Raw genomic sequence first — 13,437 nt, 5'->3', positions numbered from 1 at the left:
CTTTTAGTAAATAAGCTGCGCGAGTCGACAGTATAGTCAGCAGGCAACAGGTTGCGTGTTAAGACAAAAAGTGACCGTGTAAATACTCAAATCGTCCGCTGATTTACTAAAAGAGCCTGACCCTGAATAAGCCGCTGGAGATATTATTTCTGCTCTTCAGGTGACCCCAAGAGTACCCACTTCTGAGTAGGTTTTTCGTGATCTGCATCACAAGTATCTCATGCTGACACCTTTCAGCTAACAGTATCCAGGTGTTTGAAAAATCATTAAAATTTTAGTCACAACGGCGACAACTCACGTTACCATATTTTCAACATTCGGGTAACAGTTTGCCATGCTGCTAAAATTAGTTGTCAGGGCAGTCGATTATGCAGGGAAATAGCGTGGCGGCGGGGGCGGTTTTCCATTACATTACGCCTGCTTTTGCTTTGTTCATTTGCGGAGTCTTGCGTGGCCCAATCCTTTTTTGACTTGCCAACCTATATTAAGTTTTTTATCGGGATGTTTGCCCTGGTCAACCCGGTAGGAATTATTCCTGTCTTTATCAGCATGACCAGCTATCAGAGCGCGGCTGCAAGAAATAAAACCAACCTCACCGCCAACCTTTCCGTCGCCATTATTCTCTGGACCTCGCTGTTTCTTGGTGATGGCATTTTGCAGGTATTTGGCATTTCAATTGATTCGTTCCGCATTGCCGGCGGCATTCTGGTAGTGACCATCGCCATGTCGATGATCAGCGGCAAACTGGGCGAGGATAAACAAAACAAGCAGGAGAAGTCGGAAAGCGCAATTCGCGAGAGCGTGGGCGTGGTACCGCTGGCGCTGCCTTTAATGGCGGGGCCGGGGGCAATCAGCTCCACCATCGTATGGGGAAGCCGCTACCATAACTGGGGCCATCTGCTCGGTTTCTCTATTGCTATTGCGCTGTTTGCCTTCAGCTGTTGGTTGCTGTTCCGCATTGCTCCGTGGCTGGTGCGCATGCTCGGGCAAACCGGCATCAACGTCATCACCCGTATCATGGGCCTGCTTTTAATGGCGCTCGGCATCGAATTTATTGTTACCGGCGTGAAAGCCATTTTCCCCGGCTTAGTAAGTTAATTCGACTGCCCCTTTCAAATGAAAAAGCAGAATCTCTATTCTGCTTTTTTTCTCTCTATAGATAAAAAATTCAAATAAACATTGCTCCATTTTCGCAAAAGCATATGCGAATCATTCATAAGAAAATGCTTTGGAAAACCGCTAATTAGCCGTTGACCTTGTAACAAGCTGTACATAAAAGTGGCGATTGAAATTATATTTAGCCGCCGTTATGCAATCAGGCTTGCTGCGGGTTTATTGAGATGATATTAGTAATTCATGCCTTCCCGCAGAGGAATGTGCTAAAAAATAACCAATTGTTAATTTTTTGTGAGTGGTGTAGCGGGTGAGTCATGTTCTTCCCTCCTGATGAGGCGATGTCATAGTAACTCCATGATTATAAAGATTATGCGTGAGTTACTGTTGCAGCTTATTAAGCGTCGCTTCCCCCACAATCTCTCCATAAAAGAGAAATGGTTAACAAATTTGCAAATTGTATTGGCGGGTATCTGAAGCTTTTGATACTTTCCGGGCAAAACAATTCGCTGAAAAAAGTTTCTTTTGCAGATGAGAATGATTACGCAGCGTAATCATGCCTATCGCGATAACGAACAACCGGCCGTCGACCACGCAATCGGCGGCATAACAGAATCGACGTAATGAGGCTGTCGTATCGAACGGCCCGAAAATAAAGTCGGTGATAGCGAGAAGTAAAAGCAGTATCCCCTACGGACGCTTAACGCTCCTGCGCTGTAAGGGACCCCAAGGGGAAGAGGCCGGCTTTCGGGCCGGTAATTATAATGAGTGGAGTACCAACACAATGACAAACATCACTAAAAAAAGCCTGATTGCAGCAGGCATTTTAACTGCGCTAATTGCCGGCAATGTCGCTATGGCGGCTGACGTCCCGGCGGGTGTTCAACTGGCAGAGAAGCAAGACCTGGTTCGTAACAACGGTTCAGAACCACAATCTCTGGACCCGCACAAAATTGAAGGCGTGCCGGAGTCCAACATCAGCCGCGACCTGTTTGAAGGTCTGCTGGTTACCGACCTGCAGGGTCACCCAACCGCCGGCGTTGCCGAGTCATGGGATAACAAAGACTTTAAAGTCTGGACCTTCCACCTGCGTAAAGACGCTAAATGGTCTAACGGCGAACCTGTTACCGCTCAGGACTTCGTTTACAGCTGGCAGCGCCTGGCTGACCCGAAAACCGCTTCCCCGTACGCAAGCTACCTGCAATACGGCCACCTCGCTAATATCGACGATATCATCGCCGGTAAAAAACCAACCAGCGATCTGGGCGTAAAAGCCATCGACGCAAATACTCTGGAAGTGACTCTTAGCGAGCCGGTTCCTTATTTCTACAAGCTGCTGACTCACCCGTCCGTTTCTCCGGTTCCTAAAGCAACCATTGAAAAATTCGGCGACAAATGGACTCAGCCAGCAAACATCGTGACCAACGGTGCTTATAAAGTAAAAGACTGGGTTGTTAACGAACGTATTGTTCTGGTGCGTAACACCGACTACTGGAATAACAAAAAAACCGTTATTAACCAGGTGACCTACCTGCCAATCTCTTCTGAAGTTACCGACGTAAACCGCTACCGCAGCGGCGAAATCGACATGACTTATAACAACCTGCCGATTGAGTTGTTCCAGAAGCTGAAGAAAGAGATCCCAACTGAAGTACACGCCGATCCGTATCTGTGCACCTATTACTACGAGATCAACAACCAGAAAGCACCGTTTACCGACGCTCGTGTACGTACCGCGCTGAAACTGGGCCTGGATCGTGACATCATCGTAAATAAAGTGAAAAACCAGGGTGACCTGCCTGCTTACGGCTACACCCCACCGTATACCGATGGCGCGAAACTGACCAAACCAGAGTGGTTCACCTGGTCTCAGGAAAAACGTAACGAAGAAGCTAAGAAACTGCTGGCCGAAGCGGGTTACACCAAAGACAAACCGCTGACCTTCAACCTGCTGTACAACACCTCTGACCTGCACAAGAAGCTGGCTATCGCCGTGGCTTCCATCTGGCAGAAAAACCTGGGTGTGAACGTCAAGCTGGAAAACCAGGAATGGAAAACCTTCCTGGATACCCGTCATCAGGGGACCTTCGACGTGGCGCGTGCTGGCTGGTGTGCGGACTACAACGAACCGACCTCCTTCCTGAACACCATGCTGTCCGACAGCTCGAACAACACCGCTCACTATAAGAGCCCGGCGTTCGACAAAATCATTGCCGATACTCTGCAGGTGACTGACGAAGCTCAGCGTACTGCGCTGTACGACAAAGCAGAGCAGCAGCTTGATAAAGACTCAGCAATCGTTCCGGTTTACTACTACGTTAACGCCCGCCTGGTTAAGCCGTGGGTAGGTGGTTATACCGGTAAAGACCCGCTGGATAATGTCTACGTCAGAGACTTGTACATTATCAAACATTAATGGCAATTCGTGGGGCAGGGCTCACCGGCTGCGGCTGGTGGCTCAGTCTTGCCCCATCGTGTCTTATTTACATCGCACTGCAAAGGCACAGGCCAGAAGGTACGGGCAATGTTGAAATTTATTCTACGTCGTTGTCTGGAAGCAATTCCGACACTCTTTATTCTTATAACGATCTCCTTCTTTATGATGCGTCTCGCACCGGGTAGCCCTTTTACCGGCGAACGTACGCTGCCGCCGGAAGTGATGGCGAACATTGAAGCGAAGTATCACCTGAACGATCCTATTACGACCCAGTATTTCAGCTATTTAAAACAGCTGGCGCACGGGGACTTTGGGCCGTCGTTTAAATACAAAGACTATTCTGTGAACGACCTGGTGGCTTCCAGCTTCCCGGTTTCCGCGAAATTAGGCGCAGCCGCCTTCATCTTTGCCATCGTGCTGGGCGTAACGGCGGGCGTAGTCGCGGCACTTAATCAAAACACCAAATGGGATTACACGGTAATGGGCTTTGCCATGACGGGGGTGGTTATCCCCAGCTTCGTGGTGGCCCCGTTGCTGGTATTGATATTCGCCATCACCCTGAAGTGGCTTCCCGGAGGGGGCTGGAACGGTGGGGCGCCGAAGTACATGATACTGCCGATGATTGCCTTATCTCTGGCCTACATCGCCAGCATCGCGCGTATTACCCGCGGCTCGATGATTGAAGTTCTGCACTCGAACTTTATCCGTACCGCCCGCGCTAAAGGCCTGCCGATGCGCCGCATCGTACTGCGCCATGCGCTGAAACCCGCTCTGCTGCCGGTACTTTCCTACCTGGGGCCAGCATTTGTGGGGATAATCACCGGTTCAATGGTTATTGAAACGATTTATGGTTTGCCGGGTATCGGCCAGCTGTTTGTAAACGGAGCGCTGAACCGTGACTACTCACTGGTTCTAAGCCTGACCATTCTGGTCGGTGCGCTGACGATTCTGTTCAACGCGATTGTTGACGTGCTGTACGCCGTTATCGATCCGAAAATCCGTTACTAAGCTGGAGTGGCCATAATGTTGACTAAGAAAAACAGCGAGGCGCTGGAAAACTTCAGTGAAAAACTGGAAGTTGAAGGCCGCAGCCTGTGGCAGGATGCGCGTCGCCGTTTTATCCATAACCGCGCGGCAATCACCAGTTTGGTTGTGCTGGTGCTGATTGCGTTGTTCGTGGCGCTGGCTCCGGTTCTGTCGCAATTTACCTACTTTGATACCGACTGGGGCATGATGTCCGCGGCGCCTGATATGGCATCCGGGCACTACTTCGGCACCGACTCATCGGGCCGTGACCTGCTGGTTCGCGTGGCCATCGGGGGGCGTATCTCCCTGATGGTGGGTGTTGCAGCGGCGCTGGTAGCCGTCGTCGTCGGGACGCTTTACGGCTGCCTGGCGGGTTACCTCGGCGGCAAAACCGACTCGGTAATGATGCGCCTGCTGGAGATCCTGAACTCCTTCCCGTTCATGTTCTTCGTTATTCTGCTGGTGACCTTCTTCGGGCAAAACATCCTGCTTATCTTCGTGGCTATCGGCATGGTTTCATGGCTGGATATGGCGCGTATCGTGCGCGGCCAGACCCTGAGCCTGAAACGCAAAGAGTTTATCGAAGCGGCCCACGTTGGCGGGGTATCTACCATCAATATCGTGCTGCGCCACATCGTGCCGAACGTGCTGGGCGTGGTGGTGGTTTACGCTTCGCTGCTGGTGCCGAGCATGATCCTGTTCGAATCATTCCTGAGCTTCCTCGGTCTGGGTACCCAGGAGCCGCTGAGCAGCTGGGGCGCGTTGTTAAGCGATGGCGCCAATTCCATGGAGGTTTCACCGTGGCTGCTGCTGTTCCCGGCAGGCTTCCTGGTGATTACGCTGTTCTGTTTTAACTTTATCGGCGATGGCCTGCGTGATGCCCTCGACCCGAAAGATCGTTAAGGAGTCCTCCATGAGTACAATTGAAACCTCTGCGGTGGCCACTCCACTGAACACATCCGGGGCGCTGCTCGACGTTAAAGACTTGCGCGTAACCTTTGGAACGCCTGACGGTGACGTAACGGCGGTCAATGACCTCAACTTCAGCCTGCGTGCCGGTGAAACTCTGGGTATCGTGGGTGAGTCCGGTTCAGGTAAATCCCAGACCGCGTTTGCGCTGATGGGCCTGCTGGCGGCTAACGGCCGCATCGGCGGCTCGGCTAAATTCAACGGTAAAGAGATCCTCAACCTGCCGGAGTCGCAGCTCAACCGCCTGCGCGCCGAGCAAATCTCGATGATTTTCCAGGATCCGATGACCTCCCTGAACCCGTATATGCGGGTGGGCGATCAGCTGATGGAAGTCCTGATGCTGCACAAAAAACTCGGCAAAGCGGAAGCGTTTGAAGAGTCCGTGCGCATGCTGGATGCGGTAAAAATGCCGGAAGCGCGTAAGCGTATGCGCATGTTCCCGCACGAATTTTCCGGCGGTATGCGCCAGCGCGTGATGATTGCTATGGCGCTGCTGTGTCGTCCAAAACTGCTGATTGCCGATGAGCCAACTACCGCGCTGGACGTTACCGTTCAGGCGCAGATAATGACGCTGCTCAACGAGCTGAAGCGCGAGTTTAATACCGCGATCATCATGATCACCCACGACCTGGGCGTGGTAGCCGGTATCTGCGATAAAGTGCTGGTGATGTACGCCGGGCGCACCATGGAATATGGCAAAGCCCGGGATGTGTTCTACCAGCCGGTGCATCCTTACTCTATTGGCCTGCTGAACGCGGTGCCGCGTCTGGATGCCGAAGGGGAAGCGCTGCTGACTATTCCCGGCAACCCGCCGAACCTGCTGCGCCTGCCGCAAGGCTGCCCGTTCCAGCCTCGCTGCCAGTTCGCAATGGAAGCTTGTAATAGCGCTCCGCCACTGGAGCAATTTGGTGAAGGCCGCCTGCGCGCCTGCTTTAGACCGGTGGAGGAATTAGTATGAGCACCGTTGCAGATGAGAGAAAAGTTCTGTTAGAAATTGCCGATCTCAAGGTTCACTTTGATATTAAAGACGGTAAACAGTGGTTCTGGCAGCCTTCAAAAACCCTGAAAGCCGTGGACGGCGTAACGCTGCGCCTGTACGAAGGGGAAACCCTCGGCGTGGTGGGCGAGTCCGGCTGCGGTAAATCGACATTTGCTCGCGCCATCATCGGCCTGGTAAAAGCGACCGAAGGCCGGGTGGCCTGGCTGGGTAAAGATCTGCTGGGAATGAAGCCGGAAGAGTGGCGCGACGTGCGCAGCGACATCCAGATGATTTTCCAGGATCCGCTGGCGTCCCTGAACCCGCGTATGAACATCGGGGATATTATCGCCGAGCCGCTGCTGACTTATCATCCTAAAATGCCGCGTCAGGAAGTCCGTGACCGCGTAAAGGCGATGATGATGAAAGTCGGCCTGCTGCCGAACCTGGTGAACCGCTATCCGCACGAGTTCTCCGGCGGCCAGTGTCAGCGTATCGGGATTGCCCGCGCGCTTATCCTCGAGCCTAAGCTTATCATCTGTGATGAGCCGGTTTCCGCTCTGGACGTGTCGATTCAGGCGCAGGTGGTTAACCTGCTGCAAAAACTGCAGCGCGAAATGGGCCTGTCGCTTATCTTCATCGCCCACGACCTGGCGGTAGTTAAGCATATTTCTGACCGCGTGCTGGTAATGTACCTCGGCCATGCGGTAGAGCTCGGCACCTACGACGAGGTTTACCACAACCCGCTGCACCCTTACACCAAAGCGCTGATGTCGGCTGTGCCTATTCCCGACCCGGACCTGGAGAAGAACAAAACTATCCAGCTGCTGGAAGGTGAATTGCCGTCGCCTATCAACCCGCCTTCAGGCTGCGTGTTCCGTACGCGCTGCCCGATTGCCGGGCCGGAATGCGCTAAAACGCGTCCGGTACTGGAAGGCAGTTTCCGCCACGCGGTTTCCTGTCTGAAGGTTGACCCGCTATAATCCCGCTAAGGGCCGGCACCGAGCCGGCCCTTTTTTTTTGCGAGGATCATCGTGTCAGGGACTAGTTCATCATTTCGGGCGCTGCTTTACCGCTTTCTGTTCGACCAAAACACCCGCTCCGGCCGCCGCTTTGAGGCGTTCTGTGGCCTGCTGGCGCTGCTTAGCGTTGCCGTTGTCTTTACCGAATCCAGCGTGGGAAACGACCCGAGCCTGACCTATGGCGAATGGCGCCTGTTTATCTGGCTGGAAATTATCTTCACGCTGCTTTTCACCTGCGAATATTTTCTGCGCGTGCTCACCTGGCCGAAACCCATACGCTATGTCTTTAGCTTCTGGGGGATTATCGACCTCGCGACCATGCTGCCGCTTTATGTGCTGTGGCTGTGGCCTGAATTCGCCATTCACTACTACTTTGCCTGGCGGGCGATGCGGGCGATTCGCGTGCTGCGTATTCTCAAGCTGCTACGTTATATGCCCGCCCTCAAGAGCCTCTGGCGCAGCCTGATTAACGCCAGCAATCAGCTGATTCTGTTCTATTCGTTTATCGCCATCGTGATGGTGGCGGCGGGCGCGCTGATGTACGGCATAGAAGGGAAGGCCAATGGCTTCACAAGCCTGGGTGTCTCGGTCTACTGGGCGGTTGTTACGGTGACGACGGTGGGCTACGGCGATATTGTGCCGCATACGGCCATCGGGCGTTTTGTTGCATCGCTGCTGATTTTGATTGGCTATTCGGTGATTGCTATTCCGACAGGTATTTTAACCTCTCAGATGTCTCAGGATATGCAAAGAAGGCGTTCAGTGCGGGAATGTACGCGCTGCCATCAGCAGGATCATGCGGCCAATGCGCATTACTGTAAAACCTGCGGAGAGCATTTACCGAAGCTTGATGAAAAATAACGCGGCCAGGCGGCCGCGCTACGGTTACTCACGCCACAGAATATGGCAAAGCTTGTGGTCTTTATCGCGGCACAGCAGCACGCGGGCAAAGACATCGTTCAGCTCTCCGCCGTCGGTTTCGGCCAGCCCGATAACCACTTCTGCAAAGAAGTCCGGGTTCAGGTCGAAATCGACGTGCTCCTGCCAGTCTTCGGAAGGATCGAACAGCTCCGCGCCGCCGCGCTCTTCAAATTGCAGGTTGAATAAAATAATGTCGGCAGGGTCGAGGTTATCGCCCGCCAGCTCGAGAAAAATATCGTACGCCTGCTCTAAAGTCTCGTCTTCGGTCAGGCGGTTGTTCAGATCCATTTCCATGTCTACATCCACTTATCGAGTGCTGATGCGCCACGTTTTACAGCAACGGACTAAAGAAGTAAAACAGTCGCTCTGTCACCCGCTGCCACAGCGGGCGTTTTAGCCACAAATGCTCATCTAACAGCCGTGAGCGGGAGATATAGTCGTCCTGTACTGCGGCCAAATCACCGGCAAAACCTTCGTCGTCAATCACCAGCGTTATCTCAAAGTTGAGCCACAGGCTGCGCATATCCAGGTTCACGGTGCCGACCAGACTTAACTGGCCGTCAACCAGCACGCTCTTGGTATGCAACAGGCCGCCTTCGAACTGGTAAATCTTCACTCCGGCGGCGAGCAACTCGGTAAAGAAGGCGCGACTTGCCCAGCCGACCAGCAGAGAATCGTTCTTGCGTGGAACAATAATGCTGACGTCCACGCCGCGCTGCGCTGCGGTGCAAATCGCGTGCAGCAAATCGTCGCTCGGCACGAAGTAGGGGGTGGTCATTATCAGATATTCACGCGCCGCATAAACCGAGGTCAGCAGTGCCTGGTGTATCAGATCTTCCGGGAAGCCCGGCCCGGAGGCGATGGTGTGAATAGTGTGGCCGCTGGCCTCTTCGAACGGCATGATATTTTCGTCCGGCGGCGGCGGAAGAATGCGTTTGCCGGTCTCTATCTCCCAGTCGCAGGAGTAAACAATCCCCATCGCCGTGGCGACCGGGCCTTCCATACGTGCCATCAGGTCAACCCACTGGCCCACGTTAGAGTCCTGCTTGAAGAACCTCGGGTCGACCATGTTCATACTGCCGGTGTAGGCAATATAGTTATCGATCATCACCATTTTGCGGTGCTGGCGTAAATCCATACGGCGCAGGAAGACACGCATCAGGTTAACTTTAAGCGCCTCAACCACCTCAATACCGGCATTGCGCATCATATTAGCCCACGGGCTGCGGAAGAAGGCGACGCTGCCCGCGGAGTCGAGCATCAAACGGCAATGAATACCGCGCCGTGCCGCCGCCATGAGCGACTCGGCAACTTGATCTGCCATACCGCCGGGCTGCCAGATGTAGAACACCATCTCGATGTTGTGCCGGGCCAGCTGGATGTCACGGATCAACGCCTGCATGGTGTCATCCGAACTGGTGAGTAACTGAAGCTGGTTGCCTTTTACTCCGGCAATGCCCTGGCGCCTTTCGCAAAGCTGGAACAGGGACTCGGCGACCTTACTGGTCTCACTGGCGAAGATATGCTTGCAGTTTTTCAGGTCTTTCAGCCATTTTGCCGTCGAAGGCCACATCGCTCTGGCGCGTTCCGCACGCCGTTTGCCAAGGTGGAGTTCCCCAACCGAGAGGTAAGCAATAATGCCGACCAGCGGCAGAATATAGATGATCAAAAGCCAGGCCATAGCTGAGGGTACGGCGCGGCGTTTCATCAAAATTCGCAGCGTAACGCCGGCAATCAGCAGCCAGTAGCCGAGAATGACCAGCCAGCTCACCACGGTATAGAAGGTTGTCATGCCTTAAAAATCCTTTTGAAACCGAATAGTTGAGAGTGTACGCAGAACTTTCAGCGCTTAACACTAAAAGTATACGCAAAACGGATGGTTTGCCCGGCAGAAGGTTCTATAATGGCGGGTCTTTTTTAGAAAGTTGAGTGGTAAAAATGAGGCGTAGCAGAACGGAAGTCGGGCGTTGGCGGATGCAGCGCCAGACGCAAAAACGCAGGGCGCGTTGGCTGGAAAGCCAGTCCCGACGCAATATGCGCATCCATGCCATTCGAAAGTGCCTGGTGAACCAGCAGCGTAATACCTTGCTGTTTGCCATCCACGATCGTTGGGCATAAGGCCAGGGCACCGCATGCGGTGCCCATCAAATATATATTCCTGTAAATGAGGAAATAACGCTTCCTCTAAGCTGGAAATTATCTTTCCAGACGGCGGAAGTTTGTTTTTTTCATGATCGCGATCATCCCATAAGCCGGTTGTAGTGGCTATTTTGTGCTTTTTAATTTACAGCACACGGAAGCGAAATAATTTGATTGCCGATTTAGTTAAAAAGGATTTCTCTTACACTAAAAGAGTGAATTTTTTATTTGTGATTATTGTTGTCGTGCTAATTGTTTTTAGTATGGCAATTTCCGGTGTAAGTTATAGTCATCAAAAAAGAACGCTACACAAAGAAAACGAAGGCTTCGTTCATAATGTTGCGACATTCTATCTTGAACAGCAATTGAAGGTTTTAGAAAATACTCTATGGCAAAACACTATTTTACTGGATAGTAAAAATGTTGAAGCCCTGGTAAATAATCAAAACCAGGAAATGGAGAAAAAGTTGACGACTTCAATAGCGGTGATGCCGTCCGTTTCCGGCTATATCGTGGCGAAGCGTGATGGCCGCTATAACAGCATACCCAAATCCTATATCGACAGCAGTTTTGAGCTGGCCGGGCGGGCGTGGTACGAGAATATCAGCGCTAAAAATGCCTTTATTAACTACTCTGCAATCTATGCAAATGCGAGGGATAACGCAGCGGTCATAACCATGTCAAAGCTGCTCCACAGCGATACAGGTATGCGCTACGGCGTGTTTGCAATGGATTTGAACCTTATTAACATGAGCTATCCGCTGCGCCAGCTCAAAAGCCCGAGCGTCGGCCATTTCTCCATCGTGGACAGGCAGGGAAAAGCGATACTCGATGCGGATAGCGACGCTATAGGCACCGGCGTTATTTCACCCGCAATTATGCAGAAAATGAGCAATGGACTGGGCTCGTTTTTTGATAAAAATGCGCGTAAGTATTATTACTATTATTCCTACTCTAACCCCGACTGGTTTGTGGTGTATGGAGTAAGTGAAAATGAAATTGAAGGCTTTGCACTTTTCGAAACCCAAATTATCATCCCGGTATTTATATTTTGCCTTACGATTTATCTGATGCTGTGGTTCTTTATGCGTCAGTCAATCAAGTCAATGATCGTTGATATTGTTTCGATGATGCGTTTTGGCAGGCTGGCGCTGGATGAGGGCGCGGATAATAAACTCATCAGCGAGATAGCCGAAAGCAGCCAGCAAATAAAAAACGCCAAATATATTTCCCTCACCGATGGGCTCACCGGGCTGCTAAATCGCCGCAGTTTCGATAACGATCTCGACTACTTAATCACCCGCGAAGCCCCTTTCAGTATCGGTATCGTCGATATTGATAATTTCAAGAAAATAAATGACGGCTTCGGCCATCTGGTTGGCGACACGGTGCTGAAAGTGGTGGCTGATATGGGTATGGGCCGGCTCGACGACCGCGCCAAACTCTATCGCTACGGTGGGGAAGAAATTGCCTTTATCTATTTTTCGGACAACCAGGTCAAGGCGATGGAAATCATGGAGAGCTGGCGTAAACAGCTGGAGGCCAAAGTCTGGCGTGAGCCAGGGCTTACGGTAACGTTTAGCGGCGGCCTTTGCCCGTGGCGGGGGGAAGACTACGCGCGCCTTATCGAGAAGGCGGACAAGCTGCTCTATAAAGCCAAATCCAGCGGTAAAAATAAAGTTGTCATCGCGACCAGCTAAGGCGCACCTGCACGAGGAGTTTTAATATGGAAAAAAGCACTGAATTTATCGTTAATCGGGTGATGAAAAATAATTTTAGCCTGGCTTTTGAGTCGCTATTGCAGCCGATTTTTGACACATCCAGCTTTAAATGCGTCGGGACCGAAATGCTAATCAGGGGCGTTCACCGCCGTAATCTGATTGCCCCGAACCTGTTTATTAACCGTCTGGAAGAAAACGGCGGCATCGTTTCCCTGGGAGAGCATGTGATTGAAATGGCCTTCAGCTATATGGCGGAGGTCATCACGCCGCACAATGCGGCTTATCCGCTGCATCTGAACCTTTCCCCGGTGCAGTTGAACGACGAGGGATTTGCCGGGCGAGTTTGTGCCCTGGCGGCCAGGCTTGCGGTTCCCGTTGGGCGCATTGTTTTTGAAATTACGGATAACGATATCGCACTGGATGATACCGGGCGCGAAAATGCCCTGCGCCTGCGTGAAGCCGGCTTTTTGATGGCCTGGGATAATATTCATGGGGTGAATCAGCTCCAGGACAGGCTGGCGCTATTAAGCGTTGACTTTATTAAGCTCGACCGCTCCTGTTTTAAAGCTTCCTGCACCGATGAAACGCTGAACATCGTGCGCTGTGCTCAGGATCATGAGGTAGATGTGATTGCCGAAGGGGTGGAAACCTTTTCCCAGATGCAAATGCTGTTTAATAACAATGTCCGTATGGCGCAGGGCTTTCTCTTCTCGCGCCCGCTGGACAGAGACAGCTTTCGCCGCAAGTATCTGCTGATGGTTGAGGCATAAGCGAACAGCGAGCCTGCGAATGTCACAGGCTCGTTTTACTTCCTGTCAGAATACTTTTTTGAACGGCTTAACCGAAACCTGCTCATAGACACCGGCCGCAACATACGGGTCGGCATCAGCCCAGGCCTGGGCTTCTTCAAGCGAGGCGAACTCGGCTATAACGGTGGAGCCGGTAAAGCCAGCGGCGCCCGGGTCGTTACTGTCTACGGCAGGCATCGGGCCTGCGGTAAGCAGTCGCCCTTCATCACGCAGCAGTTGCAGTCTGGCCAAGTGGGCAGGGCGCACTGCCAGGCGTTTCTCCAGTGAGTCAGCAATATCCTGGGCATAAATTACATACAGCACG

Annotated in this window: 13 protein-coding genes; 10 read left to right on the top strand and 3 right to left on the bottom strand. The window is 52.3% G+C overall.

Annotated elements, in window-relative coordinates; all coding sequences use genetic code 11:
• The first annotated feature begins 450 nt into the window (after positions 1-450).
• The 7 genes from HMPREF0201_RS11040 to HMPREF0201_RS11010 all read left to right on the top strand — a co-directional run bounded on the left by HMPREF0201_RS11040 (position 451) and on the right by HMPREF0201_RS11010 (position 8,404).
• Complete coding sequence (locus HMPREF0201_RS11040; RefSeq protein WP_016536732.1) at positions 451-1,098, top strand: YchE family NAAT transporter; 648 nt, start codon at positions 451-453, stop codon at positions 1,096-1,098.
• Positions 1,099-1,897: 799 nt separating this feature from the next.
• On the top strand, positions 1,898-3,529 hold the full coding sequence (gene oppA / locus HMPREF0201_RS11035) for an oligopeptide ABC transporter substrate-binding protein OppA (protein WP_016536728.1): 1,632 nt from the start codon (positions 1,898-1,900) through the stop codon (positions 3,527-3,529).
• A 108-nt stretch (positions 3,530-3,637) separates the two neighbouring features.
• A complete protein-coding gene (gene oppB, locus HMPREF0201_RS11030; protein WP_016536727.1) occupies positions 3,638-4,558 on the top strand; it encodes an oligopeptide ABC transporter permease OppB in 921 nt (306 codons plus the stop codon).
• 12 nt (positions 4,559-4,570) lie between these two features.
• Positions 4,571-5,479, top strand: coding sequence for an oligopeptide ABC transporter permease OppC (gene oppC / locus HMPREF0201_RS11025; protein WP_039899326.1), 909 nt, complete (start codon positions 4,571-4,573; stop codon positions 5,477-5,479).
• 10 nt (positions 5,480-5,489) lie between these two features.
• Complete coding sequence (gene oppD, locus HMPREF0201_RS11020; protein ID WP_039898291.1) at positions 5,490-6,503, top strand: ABC transporter ATP-binding protein; 1,014 nt, start codon at positions 5,490-5,492, stop codon at positions 6,501-6,503.
• Positions 6,500-7,504: a murein tripeptide/oligopeptide ABC transporter ATP binding protein OppF gene (oppF, locus tag HMPREF0201_RS11015; RefSeq protein ID WP_016536724.1), complete on the top strand. Its 1,005-nt coding sequence runs from the start codon at positions 6,500-6,502 to the stop codon at positions 7,502-7,504. Before oppD ends, oppF begins: the two co-directional genes overlap by 4 nt.
• 51 nt (positions 7,505-7,555) lie before the next feature.
• Positions 7,556-8,404, top strand: coding sequence for an ion transporter (locus HMPREF0201_RS11010; protein ID WP_016536723.1), 849 nt, complete (start codon positions 7,556-7,558; stop codon positions 8,402-8,404).
• Between the two features lie 24 nt (positions 8,405-8,428).
• On the opposite strand, the gene HMPREF0201_RS11005 is transcribed toward HMPREF0201_RS11010, so the two are convergent.
• Positions 8,429-8,758, bottom strand: a complete 330-nt coding sequence (locus HMPREF0201_RS11005; protein WP_016536722.1) for an HI1450 family dsDNA-mimic protein — start codon at positions 8,756-8,758, stop codon at positions 8,429-8,431.
• Positions 8,759-8,795: 37 nt separating this feature from the next.
• Complete coding sequence (cls, locus tag HMPREF0201_RS11000; RefSeq protein ID WP_016536721.1) at positions 8,796-10,256, bottom strand: cardiolipin synthase; 1,461 nt, start codon at positions 10,254-10,256, stop codon at positions 8,796-8,798.
• A 146-nt stretch (positions 10,257-10,402) separates the two neighbouring features.
• On the opposite strand from cls, the gene HMPREF0201_RS22510 reads away from it, so the two are divergent.
• The 3 genes from HMPREF0201_RS22510 to HMPREF0201_RS10985 all read left to right on the top strand — a co-directional run bounded on the left by HMPREF0201_RS22510 (position 10,403) and on the right by HMPREF0201_RS10985 (position 13,094).
• Complete coding sequence (locus tag HMPREF0201_RS22510; RefSeq protein ID WP_071704092.1) at positions 10,403-10,582, top strand: YciY family protein; 180 nt, start codon at positions 10,403-10,405, stop codon at positions 10,580-10,582.
• A gap of 143 nt (positions 10,583-10,725) precedes the next feature.
• Positions 10,726-12,303, top strand: a complete 1,578-nt coding sequence (locus HMPREF0201_RS10990; RefSeq protein ID WP_244878508.1) for a sensor domain-containing diguanylate cyclase — start codon at positions 10,726-10,728, stop codon at positions 12,301-12,303.
• Positions 12,304-12,329: 26 nt separating this feature from the next.
• Positions 12,330-13,094, top strand: coding sequence for an EAL domain-containing protein (locus HMPREF0201_RS10985; protein ID WP_016536718.1), 765 nt, complete (start codon positions 12,330-12,332; stop codon positions 13,092-13,094).
• Positions 13,095-13,139: 45 nt separating this feature from the next.
• Here HMPREF0201_RS10985 and HMPREF0201_RS10980 read toward each other — a convergent pair whose 3' ends face one another.
• A complete protein-coding gene (locus HMPREF0201_RS10980) occupies positions 13,140-13,436 on the bottom strand; it encodes a YciI family protein (RefSeq protein ID WP_039898288.1) in 297 nt (98 codons plus the stop codon).
• Position 13,437: the final 1 nt, after the last annotated feature.

The sequence above is a fragment of the Cedecea davisae DSM 4568 genome (genome assembly GCF_000412335.2).
GTDB classification, from domain to species: Bacteria; Pseudomonadota; Gammaproteobacteria; order Enterobacterales; family Enterobacteriaceae; genus Cedecea; species Cedecea davisae.
Note: the sequence above shows the minus strand (reverse complement) of the source record. Positions and strands in the feature narration are given on the sequence as shown.

Bases quoted from the DNA above. Each gene is read 5' to 3' on its own strand.
- oppA (WP_016536728.1), top strand. From the start codon at position 1,898: ATGACAAACATCACTAAAAAAAGCCTGATTGCAGCAGGCATTTTAACT.
- oppB (WP_016536727.1), top strand. From the start codon at position 3,638: ATGTTGAAATTTATTCTACGTCGTTGTCTGGAAGCAATTCCGACACTC.
- oppD (WP_039898291.1), top strand. From the start codon at position 5,490: ATGAGTACAATTGAAACCTCTGCGGTGGCCACTCCACTGAACACATCC.
- oppF (WP_016536724.1), top strand. From the start codon at position 6,500: ATGAGCACCGTTGCAGATGAGAGAAAAGTTCTGTTAGAAATTGCCGAT.
- HMPREF0201_RS11005 (WP_016536722.1), bottom strand. From the start codon at position 8,758: ATGGAAATGGATCTGAACAACCGCCTGACCGAAGACGAGACTTTAGAG.
- cls (WP_016536721.1), bottom strand. From the start codon at position 10,256: ATGACAACCTTCTATACCGTGGTGAGCTGGCTGGTCATTCTCGGCTAC.
- HMPREF0201_RS22510 (WP_071704092.1), top strand. From the start codon at position 10,403: ATGAGGCGTAGCAGAACGGAAGTCGGGCGTTGGCGGATGCAGCGCCAG.
- HMPREF0201_RS10985 (WP_016536718.1), top strand. From the start codon at position 12,330: ATGGAAAAAAGCACTGAATTTATCGTTAATCGGGTGATGAAAAATAAT.